14 protein-coding genes and 3 pseudogenes are annotated in these 24,148 nt (G+C 63.9%); 11 read left to right on the top strand and 6 right to left on the bottom strand.

Translation table 11 applies throughout. From position 1 onward, the window contains the following. Positions 1-37: 37 nt before the first annotated feature. Positions 38-871, bottom strand: coding sequence for an EAL domain-containing protein (locus BGRAMDRAFT_RS06260; RefSeq protein ID WP_006047843.1), 834 nt, complete (start codon positions 869-871; stop codon positions 38-40). Positions 872-1,130: 259 nt separating this feature from the next. Here BGRAMDRAFT_RS06260 and BGRAMDRAFT_RS06255 point away from each other — a divergent pair, with 259 nt between their 5' ends. From BGRAMDRAFT_RS06255 to fahA, 3 genes are read left to right on the top strand one after another with little or no spacing between them, the layout of a single operon-like run. Continuing rightward, complete coding sequence (locus BGRAMDRAFT_RS06255; RefSeq protein ID WP_006047842.1) at positions 1,131-2,495, top strand: MFS transporter; 1,365 nt, start codon at positions 1,131-1,133, stop codon at positions 2,493-2,495. Between the two features lie 44 nt (positions 2,496-2,539). Beyond that, on the top strand, positions 2,540-3,886 hold the full coding sequence (gene hmgA / locus BGRAMDRAFT_RS06250) for a homogentisate 1,2-dioxygenase (RefSeq protein ID WP_006047841.1): 1,347 nt from the start codon (positions 2,540-2,542) through the stop codon (positions 3,884-3,886). After that, positions 3,883-5,184 (top strand): fumarylacetoacetase, encoded by a 1,302-nt coding sequence (gene fahA / locus BGRAMDRAFT_RS06245; protein ID WP_006047840.1) that lies wholly within the window; start codon positions 3,883-3,885, stop codon positions 5,182-5,184. The genes hmgA and fahA overlap by 4 nt, the downstream gene beginning before the upstream one ends. Positions 5,185-5,264: 80 nt before the next feature. Here fahA and BGRAMDRAFT_RS06240 read toward each other — a convergent pair. Beyond that, a pseudogene (locus BGRAMDRAFT_RS06240) lies at positions 5,265-6,429 on the bottom strand (MFS transporter). Between the two features lie 165 nt (positions 6,430-6,594). Beyond that, the gene (locus BGRAMDRAFT_RS06235; RefSeq protein WP_006047838.1) at positions 6,595-7,401 is read right to left on the bottom strand and encodes a crotonase/enoyl-CoA hydratase family protein; all 807 of its coding nucleotides are present in this window, start codon (positions 7,399-7,401) and stop codon (positions 6,595-6,597) included. Between the two features lie 94 nt (positions 7,402-7,495). Between BGRAMDRAFT_RS06235 and BGRAMDRAFT_RS06230 the strand changes: the two genes are divergently transcribed. Continuing rightward, complete coding sequence (locus BGRAMDRAFT_RS06230; protein ID WP_029970394.1) at positions 7,496-8,110, top strand: plasmid fertility inhibition factor family protein; 615 nt, start codon at positions 7,496-7,498, stop codon at positions 8,108-8,110. Between the two features lie 10 nt (positions 8,111-8,120). Here the strand turns inward: BGRAMDRAFT_RS06230 and BGRAMDRAFT_RS06225 are convergent. Further along, positions 8,121-9,142: pseudogene (locus BGRAMDRAFT_RS06225) on the bottom strand (2-hydroxyacid dehydrogenase). A 532-nt stretch (positions 9,143-9,674) separates the two neighbouring features. Between BGRAMDRAFT_RS06225 and aspT (BGRAMDRAFT_RS06220) the strand changes: the two are divergent. From aspT (BGRAMDRAFT_RS06220) to BGRAMDRAFT_RS06205, 4 genes are all read left to right on the top strand, one after another. Beyond that, on the top strand, positions 9,675-11,357 hold the full coding sequence (gene aspT / locus BGRAMDRAFT_RS06220) for an aspartate-alanine antiporter (protein ID WP_006047834.1): 1,683 nt from the start codon (positions 9,675-9,677) through the stop codon (positions 11,355-11,357). 85 nt (positions 11,358-11,442) lie between these two features. Continuing rightward, entirely contained in the window at positions 11,443-13,125 is a 1,683-nt protein-coding gene (gene aspT / locus BGRAMDRAFT_RS06215) for an aspartate-alanine antiporter (protein ID WP_006047833.1), read from the top strand. Between the two features lie 92 nt (positions 13,126-13,217). Beyond that, positions 13,218-14,882 (top strand): bifunctional aspartate transaminase/aspartate 4-decarboxylase, encoded by a 1,665-nt coding sequence (locus tag BGRAMDRAFT_RS06210; RefSeq protein ID WP_006047832.1) that lies wholly within the window; start codon positions 13,218-13,220, stop codon positions 14,880-14,882. A gap of 144 nt (positions 14,883-15,026) precedes the next feature. Continuing rightward, complete coding sequence (locus BGRAMDRAFT_RS06205) at positions 15,027-16,250, top strand: pyridoxal-phosphate-dependent aminotransferase family protein (protein ID WP_006047831.1); 1,224 nt, start codon at positions 15,027-15,029, stop codon at positions 16,248-16,250. Positions 16,251-16,729: 479 nt separating this feature from the next. Here the strand turns inward: BGRAMDRAFT_RS06205 and BGRAMDRAFT_RS06200 are convergent, their stop codons facing one another. Then, a complete protein-coding gene (locus BGRAMDRAFT_RS06200) occupies positions 16,730-17,941 on the bottom strand; it encodes an MFS transporter (RefSeq protein WP_006047830.1) in 1,212 nt (403 codons plus the stop codon). 394 nt (positions 17,942-18,335) lie between these two features. Here BGRAMDRAFT_RS06200 and xdhA point away from each other — a divergent pair, with 394 nt between their 5' ends. The 3 genes and pseudogenes from xdhA to xdhC form a co-directional block, all read left to right on the top strand. Then, positions 18,336-19,901: a xanthine dehydrogenase small subunit gene (xdhA, locus tag BGRAMDRAFT_RS06195; protein WP_006047829.1), complete on the top strand. Its 1,566-nt coding sequence runs from the start codon at positions 18,336-18,338 to the stop codon at positions 19,899-19,901. Between the two features lie 36 nt (positions 19,902-19,937). Further along, positions 19,938-22,304 carry a xanthine dehydrogenase molybdopterin binding subunit gene (xdhB, locus tag BGRAMDRAFT_RS06190; RefSeq protein WP_006047828.1) on the top strand — a complete coding sequence of 789 codons (2,367 nt, stop codon included), beginning with the start codon at positions 19,938-19,940 and terminating at the stop codon, positions 22,302-22,304. Continuing rightward, a pseudogene (gene xdhC, locus BGRAMDRAFT_RS06185) lies at positions 22,298-22,906 on the top strand (xanthine dehydrogenase accessory protein XdhC); the annotation flags it as partial. The gene xdhB and the pseudogene xdhC, both read left to right, overlap by 7 nt. A 68-nt stretch (positions 22,907-22,974) precedes the next feature. On the opposite strand, the gene BGRAMDRAFT_RS06180 reads toward xdhC, so the two are convergent. After that, a complete protein-coding gene (locus BGRAMDRAFT_RS06180) occupies positions 22,975-23,928 on the bottom strand; it encodes a LysR substrate-binding domain-containing protein (protein WP_006047826.1) in 954 nt (317 codons plus the stop codon). Positions 23,929-24,148 lie beyond the last annotated feature (220 nt).

Raw genomic sequence — 24,148 nt, 5'->3', positions numbered from 1 at the left:
AGTCCGTGGCGCAAATCAAGCCGGGATCAAGCCACGCTCAAGCCGCCCGATCATGATAATGCGCATTAAACAGCGGCCCCTGCACAAAGCGCACATCGTATTGCTGCAACGCTTCGAACTGCGCTTCGTCCATCACGCGATTAAAAATCAGCGGAATCCGCAGCCGGCCCGCGTAGCCGACTAACGGCTTGACCGTCGCGTCGCGCAACGCGACTGCCGCATCCATCTTGAGGAAATCGAGCCGCGCCGTATCGGAGACCGACAGAATCTGCCCCGCGTTCGACAGATTGCCCGCGACCTTGAAGCCGTAGTGCTGATAGCTCTTCGTCAGATAGCCGAGAAAAGTCTTATGCGCGACGGCCGCCGCGGGCAGCTCGATCACGATCCTCGCCGGATTCAGCCCGAACGACGTCAGCACGCTCGAAAAATGCCGCCCGTGGTCGTACTTCACGCTCTTCAACAGCCGCTCGTGCACGCGCAGAAATAGCAGGCCGTGCCGCTGTGCGCCGAAGAAATTGATCGCATGCAGCGCGCGCGACATGCGATCCAGCGAGACCAGTTGCTGGTCGTCGCCGATGCGGTCGAACGCGTCGAACATATCGAACGGCGCGGCGTCGAGCCGCTGCGTGACCGCCTGGAAGCCGAGCTCATCGCCGAAACGATCCACGTTTTCCACATCCGACGACAGCGACTGCGCCAACGCATGCACGCTGATGTCGAAGATCGGCTCGTAGCCGCTCGTCAGTTCGAGGTCGTTAAAGCGCGCGAGCGCGAAGTCTCCGTGGCTGCCGGAGCCCATCGCCAGATGTTTGCCGAGAAAGGGATGGTCACTGGCGCGCGCAACGAGAGTGGGGATAGTCGGCGGAATCATTTAGGCGAATGGATCACTTGGTGGCGTGTCGGCGCCGGGACAACGCGCGTACACCGCATCTTCCGATGGTAGCAGTCCGCACCGCCGTCACATGAACAAAATGCTGATAACCATATCCCGCGGATGCCTGTCTGCGCGGGCCGCGGCGCGTGTGTCGCGCAAGCTCCAGGGTATACGTTAATTTCACTTAACGTAATTCGTTTTACTATGCGTAAATTCTCGCGCAAGCATTCGAAGACCCTATCCGGAGACAACCCTCATGAGCGCCAAGCCGGCCGCAGCCGCCGCCAACGTGATCGAAGTCGAGCAGGTGCTCGGCGAAACGCATCACCCGGCATTTCAATTGATGTTGCTCGCGTTGTGCGGACTGTGCCTCGTCATCGACGGCTTCGACGCGCAGGCCATGGGCTATGTCGCGCCGAGCGTGATCGGCGAATGGCATGTGTCGAAGGCGGCGCTCGGTCCGGTTTTCAGCGCGAGCCTGTTCGGCATGCTGCTCGGCGCACTTGGGTTGTCGGTGCTGGCCGACCGCATCGGGCGTCGTCCGGTGCTGATCGGCGCGACCTTTTTCTTCGCGCTGTCGATGCTCGCCACGCCCTTTGTCGCGACGATCCCCGCGTTGATCGCGCTGCGCTTCATTACGGGTCTTGGCCTCGGCTGCATCATGCCGAACGCGATGGCGCTCGTCGGCGAATTCTCGACGCCGGCGCATCGCGTGAAGCGCATGATGCTGGTGTCGTGCGGTTTCACGTTGGGCGCCGCGCTCGGCGGATTTATCAGCGCCGCGTTGATTCCGGCCTACGGCTGGCGCGCGGTGTTCTGGGTCGGCGGCGTGGTGCCGCTGCTGCTCGCCGTCGCCATGCTTGCCTTGCTGCCGGAGTCGTTGCAATTTCTTGTGCTGAAGGGCCGCAGCGAGCGCGCGTTGCGCTGGCTCGCCCGATTCGATCCGAGCCTGCCGATCGACGCGAACACGCGCGTCGTCGTGCGTGAAAAGGGCAATGACGGTGCGCCGGTCGCGGAACTGTTCCGCGCGGGCCGGGCGCCGGTGACGCTGATCCTGTGGGCGATCAGCTTCATGAATCTGATCGATCTGTACTTCCTGTCGAACTGGCTGCCTACGGTTATGCGCGACGCCGGTTATTCGCCGAGCACGGCGGTGATCGTCGGCACGGTGTTGCAGACGGGCGGCGTCGTGGGCACGTTGCTGCTCGGCTGGTTCATCGAACGGTTCGGTTTTGTGCGCGTGCTGTTCCTGTGCTTTGCGGGCGCGGCGCTCGCCGTTGGCACCATCGGGACGGTCGCGCATGCGTTGCCGTGGCTGTTGCTCGTCGTGTTCGCGGGCGGCTTCTGCGTGGTCGGCGGACAGCCGGCGGTGAACGCGCTGGCCGGCCATTTCTACCCGACCACGCTGCGCTCGACGGGCATCGGCTGGAGCCTCGGTATCGGACGGATCGGCTCGGTGATTGGACCGCTCGTCGGTGGCCAGTTGATCGCATTGAACTGGTCGAACGAATCGCTGTTTCATGCGGCCGCCGTGCCGGTGCTGTGTTCCGCGCTGCTCGTGATCGCGCTCGCCGCGGCGACGCGGCAACGCAACCGCCCGTCGCAGCCGCAAACGGCGTGACGAAACCCGCGTGAGACGAAATACAGAGTCAACGGAGAACTTGCATGGACACCTCAACACGTCAGCCGCATAGCGCCAGTTCGCGGCTCGAAATCGAGCCCGGTTATCAGTCCGGCTTTGCCAACGAATTCGCGACCGAAGCGCTGCCGGGCGCGCTGCCCGCAGGGCGCAATTCACCGCAGCGCGTCGCCTATGGTCTGTACGCCGAACAATTGTCGGGCACCGCGTTCACCGCGCCGCGCGGCCACAACCGGCGCTCGTGGCTGTACCGCATCCGTCCGGCGGCGGTGCACAAGCCGTTCGCGCCGCTGCCTTCGGAGCGGCTCGTCGCCAATTTCGCCGACGTCCCGCCGACGCCGCCCAACCAGTTGCGCTGGGACGCGTTGCCGATGCCGACCGTGCCGACGGATTTCATCGACGGCTGGGTGACGATGGCCGGCAACGGCGCAGCCGAATCGATGAACGGCTGCGCGATCCACCTGTACGCGGCGAATCGCTCGATGCAAGACCGCTTCTTCTACAGCGCCGACGGCGAACTGCTGATCGTGCCGCAGGAAGGGCGCCTGCATATCGCAACCGAACTGGGCCGGCTGGACGTCGAACCGTTCGAGATCGCGGTGATTCCACGCGGCGTGCGCTTCGCGGTGAGCCTGCCCGACGGCAATGCGCGCGGCTACATCTGCGAAAACTTCGGGGCGTTGCTGCGCTTGCCGGATCTTGGTCCGATCGGCTCGAACGGTCTCGCCAATCCGCGCGACTTTCTCACGCCGCATGCCGCCTACGAAGACCGCGAAGGCGACTTCGAACTCGTCGCGAAAATGAACGGCAATTTGTGGCGTGCGGACATCGGCCATTCGCCGCTCGACGTGGTCGCGTGGCACGGCAACTATGCGCCGTACAAGTACGACTTGCGGCGCTTCAACACGATCGGCTCGATCAGCTTCGATCATCCGGACCCGTCGATATTTCTCGTGCTGCAATCGCAGAGCGACACGCCGGGCGTCGATACGATCGACTTCGTGATCTTTCCGCCGCGCTGGCTCGCCGCGGAAGATACGTTCCGCCCGCCGTGGTTCCATCGCAACGTCGCGAGCGAATTCATGGGCCTCGTGCATGGCGTCTACGACGCGAAGGCCGAAGGCTTCGTGCCGGGCGGCGCGAGCCTGCATAACTGCATGTCCGGCCACGGCCCCGACGCGGAGACCTTCGAGAAAGCGTCGCATAGCGACACGTCGAAGCCGAGCAAGGTCGGCGACACGATGGCCTTCATGTTCGAAACGCGCACGCTGATCAAGCCGACGCGCTTTGCGCTCGAAACCGCGCAGCTTCAGGCGCATTACTACGAGTGCTGGCAAGGTCTCAAGAAACACTTCAATCCGGAGCAACGATGAGCGCAGTGAGCGATCTTCAGGCGACGCTCGATCCGTCGCGCAAAAGCTGGGTCGAGTCGGCCAACGAGCCGAGTCACGATTTCTCGATCCAGAATTTGCCGTTCGGCATTTTCAGCGACACGACAAACGGTGCGCGCCGCGCGGGCGTGGCGATCGGCGATGAGATCGTCGATCTGGCCGCATTGCAGGCGGCGGGGCTATTGAAGCTGCCGTCGAACGCCGATGTTTTTGCGCGCGATACGCTGAACGACTTCATCGCGCTAGGCCGCGACGCGTGGCGCAGCGTGCGCATCCAGTTGAGCAACCTGCTTTCACGCGACACCGCGACGTTGCGCGACGACGCGGCACTGCGCGCCAAAGTGCTGGTGCGTGCGGCCGACGCGCGGCTTCATTTGCCCGTGCAGATTCCCGGCTATACGGACTTTTATTCTTCGAAAGAGCATGCGACGAACGTCGGCTCGATGTTTCGCGATCCGAAGAATGCGCTGCTGCCGAACTGGTCGGAGATGCCCATCGGCTACAACGGACGCGCGTCGTCGGTGGTGGTGAGCGGCACGCCGGTGCGTCGGCCCAATGGTCAATTGAAGTTGCCCGATCAGGAGCGGCCGGTGTTCGGCGCGTGCCGCAAGCTCGACATCGAACTCGAGACGGGCTTTGTGATCGGCGGCGGCAACGCGTTGGGCGAGCCGATTGCATGTGCGGACGCGGAAGCGCACATCTTCGGCATGGTGCTGCTGAACGACTGGAGCGCCCGCGACATTCAGCAATGGGAATACGTGCCGCTCGGTCCGTTCAACGCAAAAACGTTCGCGACCACGATCTCGCCGTGGATCGTCACGCTCGATGCACTCGAACCGTTCCGCGTCGCGCACCCGGTGCAGGAGCCAGAGCCGCTGGCGTATCTACGGCACGACGGCGACCATGCGTTCGACATCGCGCTCGAAGTGAAGCTGCGGCCTCATGCAGCGAAACAGGCGACGACCATCGCGCGAACCAACTTCAGGCACATGTACTGGACGATGGCGCAGCAACTCGCGCATCACACGGTATCGGGCTGCAATACGCGAGTGGGCGACCTGATGGGCTCGGGCACGATCAGCGGCCCGACCGAAGACTCGTACGGCAGCCTGCTCGAACTGACGTGGAACGGCAAGAAGCCGCTCGAACTGAAAGACGGCGGCACGCGCACGTTCATTGAGGACGGCGATGAATTGACGCTCGCCGGATGGTGCCAGGGCGATGGATATCGCGTGGGTTTTGGGGCTTGCGTCGGGGAGATTGTGGCGGCGCGGGGGTGAACGCGTGAACCTGAAGCGCCGGCCGGCTATGGCCCAGAAAGGCCGCCCGGCCGGCTGGCCTCACTATGCGCTCCTGGCGTTCACCCCGCCACCGCCATCCTTTGTGCACGCCGGTCGATCGACACCGACCACAGCGTAAGCAGCAGCGCCCCACGGAAATAGCGACACCGACCCACGGCAGCGTAGTCAACGGCGCACCCGCACCGATCGCCATGCCGCCGAGCCAGGCGCCCGTCGCATTGCCGAGGTTGAAGGCACCTGATTCAGCGTCGACGCGAGATTCGGCGCATCGCTCGCGCGGTCGACGATCAGTATCTGCAACGGCGGCACGATCGCAAACGCCAGAACGCCCCACGCGAAGATCGTGATCATCGCCGGAATTTCGGCATGCATGGTGCCGGCGAAGATCGTCAGAATCGCGACGATGGCGAGCAGGAACGCCACCAGCGACGGCATCAGCCGCCAGTCCGCGAGCTTGCCGCCGAGCGTGCTGCCAACCGTCAGCCCAAGGCCGAACAGCAACAGCACGAGCGTGACCGCGTGCGGCGTGAAACCGGTCACGTCTTCGAGAATCGGCGTGATGTACGTGAAAGTGGAAAAGAGGCTCGCCGACGCCAGTACGCTGATGCCGAGCACCATCAGAACTTGCGGATTTTTCAGCACGCCGAATTCGCGCACGAGGCTCGCTTTCTGCATCTCGATCTTCGCCGGCAGGCAGACCGCGAGCGCGGCGGCCGCGGCGATGCCGATGCCCGTCACTGCCCAGAAGGTCGCGCGCCAGCCGGCAGCCTGGCCGAGCGCCGTGCCGAGCGGCACACCGAGCACATTCGCCAGCGTGAGGCCGGTGAACATCAGCGCGATGGCCTGCGCGCGGCGGTTCGGCGCGACGAGCCCCGCGGCCACCACTGAGCCGATGCCGAAGAACGCGCCGTGGCAGAACGCGGTGACGATCCGCGCGGCCATCAGCACCGCGTAGCCCGGCGCAAGCGCGCACAGCAGATTGCCGACGATGAATACGCCGATCAGGCTCATCAGCGCTTTCTTGCGCGGCATGTTGGCGACGGCGATCGCCACAATGGGCGCGCCGATCGTCACGCCGAGCGCATAAGCGGAGACCAGCATGCCGGCAGCCGGAATCGACACCGACAGATCGCGGGCGACGTTGGGCAACAGCCCCATGATGACGAATTCGGTGGTGCCAATGCCAAAGGCGGCAATGGCGAGAGCAAGCAGGGGCAAAGGCATGGCGGCGGACTGTGGATCGGCGCGGCGCGAGACGTCGCGCGGACGGCGCGCGTTTTCGGGGCGAAAGCGCGTGCGCCGTGCTGAAAGCAAAACAGTTAGGGATTTTACCTAAGTCAAAACGATAGTGCTGGGCGCTCAGTCGTGTGCACGGCGCGGCTGTTGTTTTTAATCCGACGCCTTGCCGTGACGTCCCGCGCCCTTCGTAAAACGCTCGGCGCCCGCAACACCTTCGTCGAAAACCGCCGCATAGCCGCCGGCGCCTTCGCGCCGCAGCGCGTCGGCGAGATCGTCCAGCATGCTGTTTTCCAGCACCGAGCGGCGGTCGGCCAGCAGCGCCGCCTGCGGAAAGGCCGCGAGTTCGGCGGCTAGTTGCTCGGCCGCCGCGCGCGCCTCGCCTTTGGCGACCACGCGATTCGCGAGGCCGAAAGCGAGCGCTTCCTGCGCGCTCACCGCGCGGCCGGTGAGTATCAGATCGAGCGCGCGCGACATGCCGATCAGCCGCGGCAAGCGAATCGTCCCGCCGTCGATCAACGGAATGCCGACGCGGCGGCAGAACACGCCGAGCACCGCGTCCTCCTCGACGACACGCAGGTCGCACATGGCCGCCAGCTCCAGACCGCCCGCGACCGCATAGCCCGCAATGGCCGCGATCACCGGCTTCGTGAAATGCATGCGCGTCGGTCCCATCGGTCCGGGACCGCTGCCGTCCGCGTGAATCTCGTTGCGGCGCGTGTCGTCGGCGAGCGCGCTCAGATCCGCGCCTGCGCAGAAGGTGCCGCACGCGCCGAACAGCACGGCCGCGCGCCACGCGGGCTCGGCTTCGAAGCATTGAAACGCGGCGCTCAACGCATCGGCGACGAGGCGGTCGACCGCATTACGCCGCTCCGGACGCTCAAGCACGATGGTTGCTACGCCGTTATCACGGTTAGCTTCGATACGCACATATTGGTTGAAATTTTGCGTGCTTATCATCGTCGTCTCCCTGAAGGTCCGCGTTCGCCCGTTCGTTGATCCGTTCGGGCGCCAGTGCAGCGCTCATGCACAGCAGCTAATACCGTGGCTTGACATGCTTCTTTCACAATCGACTCGTAGCGTTAGCGCTCTCTTAACGCGCTGGCGAGCTGCCGCCAGCTTATCGAGCCTGCCTTTGCCTCTCGCCAATTCACCGTCCGCGGGTGCGCCGGCCTGCGCGGAGACCGTCTGGATCGTCCCGCTCGACCGGCATTCATGGTACGACCACGTGCGTCTGAAACGCGTCTTCGTCGCCGACGGCACGCGGCATCAGGTCGTCGTGGTCGACGTGCGCAAGCTGCTCGCGTGCGCCGATCGCGACAACACCGATTATGTTCTGAAGCCCGTTGCCGAATGGCATGCGGGAAAGGTGCGCGGCATTCGCGAGTTCCTCGATCCGGACAATCCGCGCATTCCGCAGATGCCCTACGTGACGATCTCGACGCGCCGCGCTTCGGGCCTGCTCGGGTGGCTCGGTTTCGAGCGCGAGGGCGTGGTGGCGTTTCGCAACGGGCAGCATCGCGCGCGCTATCTCGCCGATGCCGGGGCGCGCTGGTTTCCGGTGGAAGTGCACGAGCGCGAGGCGGCGTTGCTGCGCGAGATATGCGGCGCACCGGACGACGCCCGCACGGCGATTCGCCCCGTTCCGCTGAACGCGGGCGGTGGGTAGATTTCCGGCTTCAGCCAGGCAGGCCCGACGACGCCTGGTCGTTCGCATGCACCGCGTTGCGAGGCGTGCCCGCTTGCCACGCGGCGACGTTCGCGAGCGTGGTCTGCGCGATCTCGTTCATCGCCTCGCGTGTAAAAAACGCCTGGTGCGCGGTGACGATCACATTCGGAACATCAGAAGACGCGCGAGCACGTCGTCTTGCAGCGGTAGATTCGAATGGTCCTCGAAGACCAGACCGCCTTCTTCCTCGTAGACGTCGAGCCCCAGATGGCCGAGCTGACCGTCCTTCAGCGCGCCGACCAGCGCATTGCTTTCGACGAGCCCGCCGCGCCCCGTGTTGATCAGCATCGCGCCGCGCTTCATTCTGGCGAGCGCGGCCGCGTCGATCAGATGGTACGTTGCCGGAAGCAACGGACAATGCAGGCTGACAATGTCCGATTCCGCGAGAAGCGTGTCGAGCGTCACATAGCGCGCGCCGAGCGCGAGCAGATCGTCGGCGGGCGTGCCGGGATCGTACGCCAGCACGCGCATGCCGAAGCCCGACATGATGCGTCCGAACACGCGGCCGATCATGCCGGTGCCGATCACGCCGACTGTCTTGCCGTGCAGATCGAAGCCCAATAGTCCGTGCAGCGAGAAGTCGCCCTCGCGCGTGCGCGCGACCGCACGCGGGAGGCGCCGGTTCAGCGCGAGCACGAGGCCCACCGCATGCTCGGCGACGGCGTGCGGCGAATAAGCGGGCACGCGGGCGACGGCAATGCCGAGGCGCTCGGCCGTTGCGAGATCGACGTGATTAAAGCCTGCGGAGCGCAACGCGATCATGCGCGTGCCGCCAGCATGCAGATGTTCGAGCGCCGCGGCGTCGACACGATCGTTGACGAACGGACACACGACCTCATAGCCACGCGCGAGCACGGCGGTTTCGCTGTTCAGATGCGATTCCTGGAAATGCAGTTCATAGCGATGCGCGGCATTCGCTTCGGTGAAAGTCTCGACGTCGTATTGACGGCTGCTGAACAGGATCATGCGCATTGCTCACTCCATTTAATCGCATACCGGCGCTGCGCAATTCGCAGTTTTATGAAGACGGCGCTTTAGCGCTCAGTGAAAACGAGTATAAGGAATTCATCAAAAGGTGCAATGCAATAAAACGGCTAGAAGGTGCCTTTCCATAGGTCCGCTATTCGCGAAGTCAAGAACAACTGCGAAAAAAATAACATTGACAGGTCTTCTCAACTTACATAATTTAAAAAAGCCCGTGAGCGCCAGACGCTGTCTTGGGCGGAAACGGTAAAACGCGCCGCACGCACGGTACCTGTGGCAATTTGTCCCTGCAAAGCCATCGGCGTGGTCCGATTGCAAATGCTGTCTTTTTCAATGACGCAGTAGTTCAGTGCGGCGTTCGTATTGCGCTGCCTGCCTGTTCCGTCATATGGCGTTTAATTGAACCGTCCAGTTGAACCATTGACCCAGATCAGAACAGTCTTCACGAAAGCAGTCACGCAATTTGCAGTCGGCGTTATTGAGCAGATCGCTAATCGAACCTATAAATTGGCCGGCCAACATGATCGCTGAATTGCTGAGGGCTCAACCGGAGATCGCGCTGTTCACGAGCCTCGCAATCGGCTATTTGATCGGCTCCTTTCGTATCGGCCTTATTCAATTGGGCGGCGTTTGCGGCACGTTGATCGTCGCGCTGCTATTGGGTCAGACCGGCGCGCGGCTCGCCCCCGATTTGAAGAACATTGCATTCGCGCTCTTCATCTTTGCGCTGGGCTTCACGGGCGGGCCGCAGTTTTTCGCCAATATCGGCCGGGGCTGGCGCTATGGGCTGCTGTCGGTGATCGAGATCGTGTCGGTGCTCGCGCTGATCGTCATCGCGGTGGCCGTGATGCGGCTCGACGCCGGCACCGCAGCCGGCCTGCTGGCCGGCGCGGCAACGGAGTCCGCGGTGATCGGCACGGCTTCGGAGGCGATCGCGAAGCTCGGTCTCGCGGAAGCTGAGACGGTGCGCCTGCAGGCCAACGTCGTCACTGCATACAGCGTGAGTTACCTGTTCGGGCTTATCACCATCGTGCTCTTTACCAGTCAGTTCGCGCCCTTGCTGTTGCGCATCGATTTGCGCGCCGAGGCGGAAAAAATGTGGCGCACGCTCGGCGGCGACGGCGCCCTAGGCGACGGACAGCGCGCCGCGGCGCCCGCGCTGGTGGGCCGCGCGTTCCGCATCGACGGCGCTCATGGAGCGACGGTTTTCGCCATCGAACAGCAGCACGGCTTCAATCTCACCATCGAGCAGGTGCGGCGCAACGGCTCGGACCTGCCCGTCGAGCCGCAACTCGCGCTCGCGTCCGGCGACCTCGTGCTGGTAGGCGGCCGGCGCGAAGCGATCGTCGCGGCGGGGCCGGGTCTCGGCGATGAAGTCGACGGCGCGGACTTCGGCCAGGTCCTCGCGGAGACGCGCGATGTGGTGCTGACGCGGCGCGACGCGCACGGTCTCACGGTCGCTCAACTGCGCGAACGCGCGGCCCCGGAGCAGGGACGCGGCGTCTATATCGCGGCCGTCGCACGGCTCGACTCGACGATCCCCGCGTTGCCCGGCACGGAACTCAATCGCGGCGACGTGCTGACGCTCGTCGGCGCGAAGACCGACGTGGAGCGCGGCGCCCGGCGTCTCGGCTATGTGCTCGTCGCCACGCAGAAGACCGACTTCGTCTATCTCGGCCTCGGCGTGCTCGCGGGCATGGCGATCGGTCATCTCGGCGGGCGCATCGGCGGCGTGTCGCTCGCACTGGGCACGGGCGGCGGATGTCTGCTGTCGGGCCTGCTATTCGGCTGGATTCGCTCGCGCTATCCGCTCGTCGGCTCGTTGCCTTCGGCAGCGGCGCAGATTCTCAAGGACTTCGGGCTCGCCACGTTTATCGCCGCGGTCGGTTTGTCGGCGGGACCGGATGCCATCAGGCTCGTGCGCGAGTACGGCCTCGCGTTGCCGGCGGCGGGCATTCTGCTCGTGCTCGTGCCGGGGCTGTTGTCCTTATGGATAGGCCGCGTGTTCCTCAAGCTCGACACGCCGATGCTGCTCGGCGCGATCGCCGGTCAGCAGTGCAGCACGCCCGCGATCAGCGCGCTGGTCGGCGTGGCCGGCAATTCGACGCCGGTGATCGGCTACACGATCACCTATGCGCTCTCCAACATCCTTTTGCCGTTGATGGGTCCGGTCGTGGTCGGCGTTGCCGGCAAGTTGGGTTAGGCAGTCAGCAGTGCCGTCAGGCGTCGCTCGTGCGCTCGCGGCAGTGGCTGGTAATTAGTATGACAAACTAAAAAGCGAGGGCACGATGGACTGGCTACATCAAATCTTTCAGAAATCGCCTGAGATAGCGCTGTTTCTGTCGCTGGCGGCGGGTTACTTCATCGGCCAGATCAACTTCGGCAAATTCCAGTTGGGCGGCGTGGGCGGCTCGCTGCTTGCCGCCGTGGTCATCAGCCAGGCCGGCGTGACGATCGACAACGGCGTCAAGTCGGTGATGTTCGCGGTGTTTATCTACGCGGTCGGCTACGACTCGGGTCCCGGCTTCTTCAATTCGCTGAACCGCAAGACGCTGCGCGAAATCGCGATGGCGGTCTTTCTCGCGGTCACGGCGCTCATCACCGTCGTGGTGTGCGCGAAGCTGTTCCATCTGAACAAGGGACTCGCGGCCGGCCTCGCAGGCGGCGCGCTGACGCAGTCGGCGATTATCGGCACGGCGGGCGACGCGATCGCGCGCCTCGGCTTGCCCGCGGACCAGGTCAAGGCGCTGCAATCTGACGTGGCGATTGCCTACGCGGTGACCTACGTGTTCGGCTCGCTCGGCGCGATCATCGTGTGCGTGAACATCTTGCCGAAGTTCATGGGGCAGAGCCTGCGCGATGCGTCCATCGAAGCCGAACGCGAGCTTGCAGCGGGCGCGCCGGCGCAAGGACCGGGGCAACTGCGCGCGTTGCCGGAACTGGTGGGGCGCGCGTACCGGATCGACGTCAGCGCGGGCAAATCCGTGAAAGAAGTGGAGACGCTGCATCGCGATCTGCTGACCATCGAGCGCGTCAAGCGCGGCGGTCATACGCTCGACCCGACGCCCGATCTGATCCTCGAACCCGACGACGTCGTGCTGGTCGTGGGCCGTCGCGAAGCCGTCGTCGAATTCGGCTCGAACGGCAGCGAGGTCGCCGACATCGGCGACGTGGGCGTCGTCATGCAAACGCGCGAAGGCGTGTTCACGCGCAAAGGCATGAACCACACCACAATCGCCGCGGCACGCGAGATCGTGGACCGCGACATGCGCCACGGCGTGTACATCCAGAGCATTTCGCGCGCCGGTCAGCCGCTGCCGCTACTGCCTGAGACAAAGCTCGAACACGGCGACGTCATCACGTTCTACGGATCGCCGAAAGACACGAAGCGCGCCGTCGACGCCGCGGGTTACGAACTGCCGTACACCATCAAGACCGACTTCATCTACATGGGCGTGGGTCTCGTGCTCGGCTTGCTGATCGGCCTGATCGTCGTCAATGTCGGCGGCATTCCGCTCACGCTCGGTTCCGGCGGCGGCTGCCTGCTTGCCGGCCTGCTGTTCGGCTGGATGCGCGGCAAGCATCCGATGTACGGCGTGATGCCCACGGCTGCTTCGCAGTTGCTGAAGGACTTCGGACTCGCCGCTTTCGTCGCCGTGGTCGGCCTGAATTCCGGCTTGCAGGCGGTGGTGACCGTCAAGCAGAGCGGCATGACGATCTTCCTGCTCGGCGTATTCGTCACGCTGTTCCCGCTTCTGCTCACGATGCTGTTCGGCCGCTACGTGCTTCGCTACAACAACGCGGCCATCCTGGCGGGCGCGCTGACGGGCTCGCGCAGCGCCAATCCGGCGTTCGGCGGCGTGCTCGACAAGGCGGAAAGCGCGGTGCCGACCGTGCCGTTCGCCATCACGTATGCGATTGCAAACGTCGCGTTGACGTTGCTCGGGCCGCTGGTGGTGGGGCTCGTCTAGCGGAGCGTTGTATCGGTCTCTTCGCGCCGGCCGCGGCATCACGCAGAGCAACTCGCGGCGGCGCTTTCATCTGGCTCATTGGAGAACGCATCATGGCAAAAGAGAAGGGCGACAGCAAACATGGCGATATGGCGCAAGCGGGTCTTGCCGCGCTGAGCCCGTTCGAATTGAAGGATGAACTCATCAAGGCCGCGGGCGGCGGCGCGGTCGAGCGTCCGGCCAACGCGGCGATGCTCAACGCCGGGCGCGGCAACCCGAATTTTCTCGCGACGATTCCGCGTCACGGCTTCTGGCAACTCGGCCTCTTTGCGATGCGCGAGTCGGAGCGTTCGTTCGCGTACATGCCGGAGGGCGTCGGCGGATTCCCGCGGCGCGATGGTCTCGAAGAGCGCTTCGATCTGTTCCTGCGCGAGAACAAGGGCGTGCCCGGCATCGACTTTTTGCGCGGCGCCGTGTCGTATGTGCGCGATCAGTTGGGACTTTCCGCGGGCGATTTCCTGTATGAAATGTGCGAAGGCATCCTCGCATCGAACTATCCGGTGCCGGACCGGATGCTTAAGCTATCCGAAATAATTGTCGGCCAGTATCTGCGCCGCGAGATGATCGGGCAGCATCCGTTTGTCGGCGAGTTCGACGTGTTCGCCGTGGAGGGCGGCACGGCGGCCATGACATACATCTTCAACACGATGCGCGAGAATCACCTGCTCAAAGCCGGCGATACGATCGCGCTCGGCATGCCGATCTTCACGCCGTACATCGAGATTCCGCGACTGAACGACTACCAGTTGAACGTGGTGAACCTTCACGCCGCCGTCGAGAGCAACTGGCAGTATTCGAAAGAGGAACTCGACAAGCTGCGCGATCCGAAGGTCAAGGCATTCTTTCTCGTGAACCCGAGCAATCCGCCTTCGGTGAAGATGGACGACGAGAGCCTTCAATACATTGCCGACATCGTCAAGGAACGCCCGGATCTGATTCTTCTCACCGACGACGTGTATGGCACGTTCGCGGACGACTTCGTGTCGCTGTTCGCGCTCGCGCCGAAGAATACGATTCTCGTGTACTCGTACTCGAAGTACTTCGGCGCGACCGGCTGGCGTCTTGGCACCATCGCGACGCATCGCGACAATGTGCTCGACAGGTTGATTGCCGAGTTGCCGAAAGAGGCGAAGGAGCAGTTGCACGAGCGTTATGAATCGATCACGACGGAGCCCGAGAAGCTCAAGTTCATCGACCGTCTGGTTGCCGACAGCCGTACCGTCGCGCTCAATCACACGGCGGGCTTGTCGACGCCGCAGCAGGTGCAGATGGTGCTCTTTTCGCTGTTCTCGCTGATGGACACGCCCGACGCGTACAAGAACGCGTTGAAGCGCCTGATCCGCAAGCGCAAGCAGGCGCTCTACGAGGAACTCGGCATTTCGTTCGAGGACGACGATCCGAACCAGGTCGATTACTACACGATTCTCGACGCCGAGTTCCTCGGCGAACGGATGTTCGGGCGCGAGTTTGTCGAGTGGCAATTGAAGAACACGCAGCCCACCGAACTGCTGTTCCGGCTCGCGCGCGAGGCGCGGGTGGTGCTGTTGCCGGGGCTCGGCTTCGGCACGCAGCATGCGTCGGGGCGCGTGTCGCTCGCCAATCTCAACGAGTCGGACTACCGGCAGATCGGACGCGCGATGCGGCGGCTCATCGAGGAATACGTCGAGCGCTTCAATGCGGAGACAGGCAAGAAGCTTGATAAAAGCAAGGTGAAATGACGCCGCCCGCTCGGGCATGGTCAAAAAACTTGCGCAATTGCGCGGATCGGTGAATGATCGAAAAACGGCCTCGCCAGTGTCACTGCTGGCGAGGCCGTTGACTGCTGTGCGTTCCGTGTTTGCCGTTTCCTTCAAGTGCCGATCATGCCGACTTCATCGTTCAACGTTACGTCTACTGCTGTGCCCTGTCCGGTTGTCGAATCGCTCGACGCCATTCTTCCCGAAGAGCCGTTGCTGATGATGGGCGCGGGCCCCGTGCCGATTCCCGCCGCCGTCGCCAAGGCCAACACGATCGTGATCAATCACCTGGGCGCGACCATGGTGAAGGTGATCAGCCAGGTGAAGACCATGGCGCGCTACGTGTTCCAGACTCATTCGAAGTGGGTGCTGGGCGTCGCGGGACCGGGCTCGGCCGCGATGGAAATGGCGATCTCCAATCTCGCGTGGGAAGGCACGCGCGTGCTCAGCATCAAGAACGGCTTTTTCAGCGGACGGATGGCCGAGATGGGCCGCCGCGTCGGTGCGCGTGTGAGCACGCTCGAAGTCGGCGACCAGTCGGTGGCGAGTCTCGATGAGATTGCCGAGGCGATTCGCCGCGAGCGCCCCGAGATCGTCACGGTGGTGCAGGGCGAGACGTCGAATACGGTCTGGAATTATCAACTGAAGGACATCGCTGCCCTGGCGAAAGCGGCGGGCGCGCTGGTGATCGTCGACGCGGTGTGCACGTTGAGCACGATGCCGCTCGCGATGGACGCATGGGGTATCGACGCCGTCATCACCGGCGGACAAAAGGGTTTGTCGTCGATTCCCGGCGTCTCGCTGATTGCATTCTCCGATGCCGCCTGGGCGCGGGTGAAGGGACGCACCGCGCCGAATGCGCATTGGTGTCTCGATGCGTCGCTCGCGGAAAACTTCTGGCACAACGCGGGGTATCACTACACGGCGCCGGTGTCGGGCGTGCTCGCGTTGCATGAGGCGTTGCGGCTCGTGTGCGCCGAGACGCTGGAGAAGCGTTTCGCGCGGCATCTGAAGTGTTCGGTCGCGTTGCAGGAAGGCGTGACGGCGCTCGGTTTGCAGTTGTATGCGCCTAAGGCGTGCCGGTTGAATTCGGTGGTGGGCATCGAGGTGCCCGAGGGCTTGAGTCCCGGCGACGTGTGCGCGCACATTTCGCGGCAGCATCAGGTGGAAATTTCAGGATCGTTTGGATTGCCGATTGTCCGCATCGGTCAGATGGGCGAGCAGTGCCGCGAACACAATCTGTTTAGGACCGTGCATGCGTTGGGTCGGACGATGGTGGACCTTGGCGTTAAGGTCGATTTGCCTGCCGGCGTGGCGGCGTTGGAGCGGGGATTGTCGGAGGGGAAGTAGAGCTTTGTATCACGTCTTTGCCAAACTTGGACGAGTCTCGCCGGCAGCGCTACTGCTTTGCGCAAGCGTGATCACTCGTACACACTGCGCGAATCCGTTGCTGTTGTGGGCCCGCTTCTTAGAGCTCGTTGAAGCCAGCGCAAACGCATCGTGTTTATTGACGCTTGCACTTGCCTCAGGCGGTGCAACGCTCGCGCGCAATCCAGACGGGCCTTCAGCATGTCGAGGCGCGTCTGACTCTCTGACCTGAAGTTGACGCCGAAGCGCACAGGTCCCTTTCAGGCGCTCCGTAGACGGGAGCCAGCGGCAGGCGAAGCGCGCTAAGCGGCGACCTGTGCTTATGCAATTGCAAGCAGCCGCCGAAGCTTGTCGCGTCGCAGTGCCGCAGCGCTGCCGCCAGCCGGCGAGCGCCCAGTCGTCATGCATCGCGGAGGCAGGCAAGCAGTTGCGCGTCAAACACCACCCTACGCAGCCCCACCTCAAAGCGCCGCAGGCATCTTCCCAACCCTCGCATCGCGAAGATAAAGGAAGGACGAAAGCCCAACAGCCGCCGCCGCCGCAATAGCCGCAAACAGAAACACTGACCCGTATCCGAACTCGCCAGCAATGTACCCGGCCAACGGACCGGTAATGCCGAGCGACAAGTCGAGGAAAACCGAGTAAGCCGACAGAGCCGCGCCCCGGCTTGCGGGCGGCACGAGCCCGACGGCCTCCACGCCAAGCGCTGGAAAAACCAGCGCGAAGCCGAACCCTGTCAGCGCCGCGCCCGCCAGCGCCACATGCGGCTCGGGCGCGAGCCACAGCATCAGCAAGCCGGCACACTCGAACGAAAACGAAGCAATCGCAACGCGGAATCCGCCATAGGTTTTGATCGTGTTGGCAAACAGCAGCCGCGCGCCGATGAAGAGCGTGCCGAATACCGTCAGCGACAACGCGGCGTTCGGCCACTGCTTCGCCGCATAGAACAACGTGATAAACGTCGCGATCGATCCAAAACCGGCCGAGCCGAGCGCGAGGCCGATGCCGTGCGGCAGCACGCGCGTGAATACGCTTCGGTACGACATGCGCTCGCCGTGCACGAGGGGCACCGGCGCGATCGATCGCGCAAGATAGAAGCCGAGCGCCGCCAGCAGCATCACCAGAATGCCGAGCGCCGCGAAACCGACCGTCCGCTCGATCGCCACGCCGAGCGGCGCGCCGACCGCGAGCGCGCCATACGTGGCAATGCCGTTCCATGAGATGACCCGCGCATTGTTGCTCGTGCCCACGCGGCCGATCCCCCAGAGAATCGCGCCGGTGCCGCACAGGCTCTCGCCGAATCCGAGCACGAGCCGGCTGCAGACGAGCAGCGCGAGACTCGCCGCCGGCCAGCGTCCGCACAACACGGCCAGCAGCAACAGAGCGCCGCTCGCGCCACATCCGAGCAAGCCGATCGACACGGTGCGCTTCGGCCCGAGCGTGTCGGCGGAACGGCCGGCGAGCGGCCGCGACGCCAGCGTCGCCAGGTACTGCACGCTGATCGCCGCGCCCGCGAGCACGGCGCTGTAGCCGAGGTCGTCGTGGACGTAGCCCGGCAACACGGCGAGCGGAATGCCGATCGTCAGATAGCAAAGAAACGTGAAAAAGACGACCGGAATGATCTGCAGGGTCGTCGCCAGTTCGCTGCGAGGTGTGGCTGAATCGGTGGACATGGGGAAAACGAGACTTGAAAACGGCGGGAAGGCGTGATTTTCCCATGGAACCGATTCTCGTGCTGCGTTTGCTTAATAATGATCGGACGAAAGAGGGCGTGAAACGCCGCGAAAATGCCGCTTACGTCGCGTGAAACGCTCCGTTCGCCGAGCAACACGACTGCGGGGAAACACAAATACTGTCCGAAACGCAATGTCAGTACGGAAAACACCTCAATCGGGCCACCCCAACATAAGCCAACCGCCCGCCAAACTCATCTCAATATCGCTTTGCGAATATGTCCCGCATGCGATTGCCGCTATGGGTTCTATTTATTGACGGTGATAGTTTTCGAACCATCCCCGCGGCGCTGGCAGCCGCACACGAGATTCGAGAACACCGAGAGCACGAGACATGACTGAGCCGATTCGCTTCTATCACCGCAACGCGATCCGCGAGATCAAGGACGCGCCCGTCACCCGCACGGTCCTCCAGTATCTGCGCGAGGACGTGCATTGCACGGGCACCAAGGAAGGCTGCGCCGAGGGCGATTGCGGCGCCTGCACGGTCGTGATCGGCGAGCGCAACGAAGCGGGCGGCGTCGACTTCAAGACGGTCAACGCCTGCATCCAGTTCATGCCGACGCTCGACGGCAAGGCGCTCTTCACCGTCGAAGACCTGCGCCAGCCTGACGGCTCGCTGCATCCGGTGCAGGAGGCGATGGTCGAATGCCACGGCTCGCAGTGCGGTTTCTGCACGCCGGGCTTTGTCATGTCAATGTGGTCGCTGTATGAAAAGCACGGTCACGAACATAGCTGCGCGAACCGGACTGTGCCGTCGCGCGAAACGATCAGCAATGCGCTGACGGGCAATCTGTGCCGCTGCACCGGCTATCGTCCGATCGTCGATGCAGCCGTGCGCATGTTCGAAGCGCCCGGGCCCAAGGCGCCGGTCAACGTCGACGCCTTGGCGCGCTCGCTCGCCACACTGCAACGCGACGACACCTTCCATTACGAACACGCCGGTCAGCGCTTTCACGCGCCGCGCACCGTCGAGGCGCTCGCGCAGATCAAGGAGGCCGAGCCGGCCGCGCGCATTCTCGCGGGCAGCACGGACATCGGCTTGTGGGTCACCAAGCAGATGCGCGAGCTCGGCAATGTGGTCTACGTGGGGCAGATCGCCGAATTGCAGAAGCTCGAAACGCGCGGCGAGTGGATCGAAATAGGCGCGGGCGTCACCGTCGAAAAAGCCTATGCGGAGATCGCCAAGCAGTACCCCGAACTGACGGAGATGTGGCAACGCTTCGCGTCGCTGCCGATCCGCAACGCAGGCACGCTCGGCGGCAATATCGCCAACGGCTCGCCGATCGGCGACTCCATGCCCGGCCTCATCGCGTTGGGCGCGCGCGTGATTGTGCGCGGCGGTGCGATCGAACGCGAAATGCCGCTCGAAGACCTGTACCTCGCCTATCAGAAGAAGGATATGGCCGAGCATGAGTTCGTCGTGAGCGTGAAGGTGCCGACCCGAACCGGCGTGCGCGAGAAGCTGCAATTTCGCACGTACAAGCTGTCGAAGCGCTTCGACTCGGACATCTCGGCCGTGTGCGCGGCGTTCTCGTTCATCGCGGACGGCAAGCTGATTCGCGAGCCGCGCATCGCATTCGGCGGCATGGCGGCAACGCCGAAGCGCGCGACGCATGCCGAAGCCGTGCTGCGCGATGCCGAATGGCACGAAGCGACGGCACAGGCCGCGATGCTCGCGCTCGGCAACGACTACGCGCCGCTCTCCGACATGCGCGCGACCAGCAACTACCGTCTGGAAGCCGCGAAAAACACCTTGTATCGCTTCTGGCTCGAAACGCGTCCGCACAATCCGCTGCCGAAAAGCGCGCTCGATGTGCGCGCCGTCGAGGCGGCCTGCGCGCCTGCCGGCGTCGACGTTGACATCGGCGGTCAGCTCAACGCCGCAGCAAGCGCCTGACGCGCGCGATCCACGAGCAACACGGAGAACACAACAATGAATCAGCATGCCGAACCATTCCTGAAAGACGCTCAGGCACTCGACGACTTCACGCAGGTCCACGTATCGCGTCCGCATGAATCGGCGCATCTGCACGTGAGCGGCCGCGCCACCTACACCGACGACATTCCAACGGTCGCGGGCACGCTGCACGCGGCGCTCGGACTGTCGGCCAAAGCGCACGCGAAGATCGTGTCGATGTCGCTCGACAAAGTGCGCGCGACGCCCGGCGTGGTCGCGGTCTTCACGGCCGACGACATTCCCGGCGCGAACGATGTCGCGCCGATCGTCCACGGCGACGATCCGATTCTCGCTGATGGCATCGTGCAATACGTCGGTCAGCCGGTCTTCATCGTGGTCGCGACGTCGCACGAAATCGCGCGGCATGCCGCACGCCGCGCCGAGATCGTCTATGAGGAACTGCCCGCAATCCTCACCGCGCAGCAGGCGCGCGCCGCCAATCAATACGTGTTGCCGCCGATGAAGCTCGCGCGCGGCGAAGCGGGAACGAAGATCGCGCGAGCCGCGCATCGCGAGGCCGGCGAAATCCTGCTCGGCGGCCAGGAGCAGTTTTATCTCGAAGGGCAAATCTCCTACGCGGTGCCCAAGGACGACGACGGCATGCACGTCTACTGTTCGACGCAGCACCCGACCGAAATGCAGCATCTCGTCGCGCACGCGCTGGGCGTTGCATCGCATAACGTGCTGATCGAATGCCGGCGCATGGGCGGCGGTTTCGGCGGCAAGGAATCGCAGTCGGGTCTGTTCGCGTGCTGCGCGGCGCTCGCCGCCTGGAAGCTGTTGTGCCCGGTCAAGCTGCGCCCCGATCGCGACGACGACATGATGGTCACCGGCAAGCGCCACGACTTCCACTACACGTATGAAGTCGGCTACGACGACAAGGGCGTGATCGAAGGCGTCGCGGTCGACATGACTTCGCGCTGCGGTTTTTCAGCGGATTTGTCCGGCCCCGTGATGACGCGCGCGCTGTGTCACTTCGACAACGCGTACTGGCTTTCGGACGTCGCCATCGACGGCTTTTGCGGCAAGACCAACACGCAATCGAACACCGCGTTTCGCGGCTTCGGCGGTCCGCAAGGCGCGTTCGCGATCGAATACATTCTGGACAACGTCGCGCGCTCCATCGGCGAAGATTCGCTCGACGTGCGCCGCCGCAATCTGTATGGCAAGACCGAGCGCAATCAGACGCCGTATGGCCAGGTCGTCGAAGACAACGTGATTCACGAACTGATCGACGAACTCGAAGCGACGAGCCAATACCGCGCGCGCCGCGCGGCCATCGACGAATTCAACGCAAACAATGAGGTGCTCAAAAAAGGCCTCGCACTCACGCCGGTCAAGTTCGGCATTGCGTTCAACGTCACGCATTTCAACCAGGCCGGCGCGCTCGTGCATATCTATACCGATGGTTCCGTGCTCGTGAACCACGGCGGCACCGAAATGGGCCAGGGCTTGAACACGAAGGTCGCGCAGGTCGTCGCGCATGAACTCGGCGTCGGCTTCAATCGCATTCGCGTGACCGCGACCGATACGAGCAAGGTCGCGAATACATCGGCGACGGCGGCATCGACGGGCTCTGATCTGAACGGCAAAGCCGCGCAGGACGCGGCGCGTCAATTGCGCGAGCGCCTCGCCGCGTTCGCCGCCGAGCGTTTTGGCGCGGGCGAGGTCAAGGCTTCGGACGTGCGCTTCGCGCATGATCGCGTGATCGTCGGCGAGGTGGTCTTGCCGTTCGAAGAAGTGATCGCCAAGGCGTACCTCGCGCGAATCCAGTTGTGGTCCGACGGTTTTTACGCGACGCCGAAGCTCTACTGGGATCAGGCGAAGCTGCAAGGCCGGCCGTTCTATTACTACTCGTACGGCGCAGCCGTGTCGGAAGTCGTGATCGACACCCTGACCGGCGAAATGCGCGTGCTGCGAGCGGACGCGCTGCATGACGTGGGCGCGTCGTTGAACCCGGCGCTCGACATCGGCCAGGTGGAAGGCGCGTTCATTCAGGGCATGGGCTGGCTCACCACCGAAGAGCTGTGGTGGAACGCAGGCGGCAAGCTGATGACGCACGCGCCGTCCACGTACAAGATTCCGACCGTCAACGATACGCCGCCGGTCTTCAACGTGCGCCTCTTCAAGAACCGCAACGCGGAGGACAGCATTCATCGTTCGAAGGCAACCGGCGAGCCGCCGTTGCTGCTGCCGTTTTCGGTGTTCTTTGCGATTCGCGACGCCGTCTCGGCGGTCGGCGATCACAAGGTGAATCCGCCGCTGAACGCGCCCGCGACGAGCGAGGAGATCCTCAAGGCAATCGGTGCGGTACGCGCGGCCACGTCCGCCGCGCGCCGCTAACAGAGAGAGGGATGAGCGCGATGAAAGACTGCTCCGCCATTCAGATCGGGCGGCGCGGCGCGGTGGAAGCACCGCGCGCGGCGCCGATGCACATCGTGCTGTTCGGCGCAGGACACGTGGGTCATGCGCTGATCGAGTTGCTCGGCAATCTGCCGTGCGTGGTTCAGTGGGTCGACGAGCGCGACGAACTCTTTCCCGACGAAACGCCCGCGAACGTGCAGATCGAAGCCACCGACACGCCCGATGCGATCGTCGACGCCGCGCCGCCCGGCGCCTGGTTTCTCGTGATGACGCATAACCATGCGCTCGATTTTTCGCTCGCCGAACGCATCATGCGGCGGACCGATTTCGCTTACTTCGGCATGATCGGTTCGAAGACGAAGCGCGTGAAGTTCGAGCGGCGTTTGCTGGAGCGTGGCGTGGAGCTTGAACGGCTTGAGCACATGACGTGTCCGATCGGCGTGCCCGGCATCGTCGATAAGGCGCCTGCGATGATCGCCGTCGCGGTGTGCGCGGAGTTGTTGCAGGTTCGCGGGCGGCGGGCTGCTGCGTGTACTTCGATGCAAACGGACGCGGAATACAAGCGGCCTCTCAGCGTCTAAGCGATAAACGTCCAACGCGCCCGGACAGTCTGAAACGCATCGAGCGCGTGAGTCCATCACGCCACAACTCACCGCGCCCGCCTCGCCCCCCGCGCTTTCTGCGCGACCAGCCCATCCGACACCCCGAACATCAACGCACGCAGCCAGCCGAGATCACTCGGGCGATCCGGCTGCGGATGCCACATCTGATAACACTTGATACGCGGAAACGGAATCGGCGCCTCGACCACCGCGAGCGGCAGAATGCTCGCATAGTGGGTCGCGAAACGACGCGTCGTCGTGAAGATGAGATCCGATTGCAGCAGCGTCTGCGGCACGAGGCCGAAGTAGGGCAGCGTGGCGACGATGCGCCGCTCGGCTTTCGCGCGCGCGAAACCCGTGTCGATCGCGCCGCCGCGCGCGCCGCTATACGGCGTCGGCGCGAGATGCGGCGCGGCGAGATAGGCTTCGCGCGTAAGCGGCGCACGCGTCAGCGGATGATCCGCGCGCATCATGCACACGACAGTGTCCGAGAACAGATCGCTGCGCTCGAAACGCGGATCGGGCTTCGGCCAGTTGCCGATCACGAGATCGAGCTCGCCGGCATCGAGCGCGGCGGAATGATCGAGCATCGGATTCAGCGAATCGATTTCGAGCCGCGCATGCGGCGCCGCCTCGCGAAACTGCGCGATCACGGTCGGCATGAAGAAGTCGTTCAGATAATCGGGCGCGGCCACGCGAAAGGTGCGGCGCGAGCGGCCCGGATCGAAATCGCCGTGCGGCGTGGCCACGAAATCGACTTCGCGCAGCACGCGTTGTGCCGACGCAAGCAGCGATTCGCCGTATTCGGTCGGCACCATGCCGGACTTGCCGCGTACGAGGATCGGGTCGTTCAGCGTCTCGCGCAGCTTGCGCAGCGCCGTGCTGATCGCGGGCTGAGTCTGATTGAGCCGCAGCGCGGCTTGCGTGACGCTGCGCTCGACAAGCAGCGTGCGCAGCACGCGCACGAGCCAGATGTCGAGGGAGGCGGCGGTGTCGTCCATGGTAGAAGCCAAGCGAAGGCGAGCGGGCGTTGTGCCCCGGTGCCCGAAAGTCAGCCGCGCGCAGGCCCGGCAACACGCGGGTCATGAATCGCGCAAAGGTTATAACCTTAGGCCCAATTGCATCGCGGCGGCCATAGCGGGCACGGTATGACCGGCATCAGCCGCGCAAGCGCGGCCACCGAGCGTCATGCCGCGCTTGCGGCCACCACGCGTCACGCCG

The sequence above is a fragment of the Paraburkholderia graminis C4D1M genome (assembly GCF_000172415.1).
Taxonomy (GTDB): Bacteria; Pseudomonadota; Gammaproteobacteria; order Burkholderiales; family Burkholderiaceae; genus Paraburkholderia; species Paraburkholderia graminis.
Note: the sequence above shows the minus strand (reverse complement) of the source record. Positions and strands in the feature narration are given on the sequence as shown.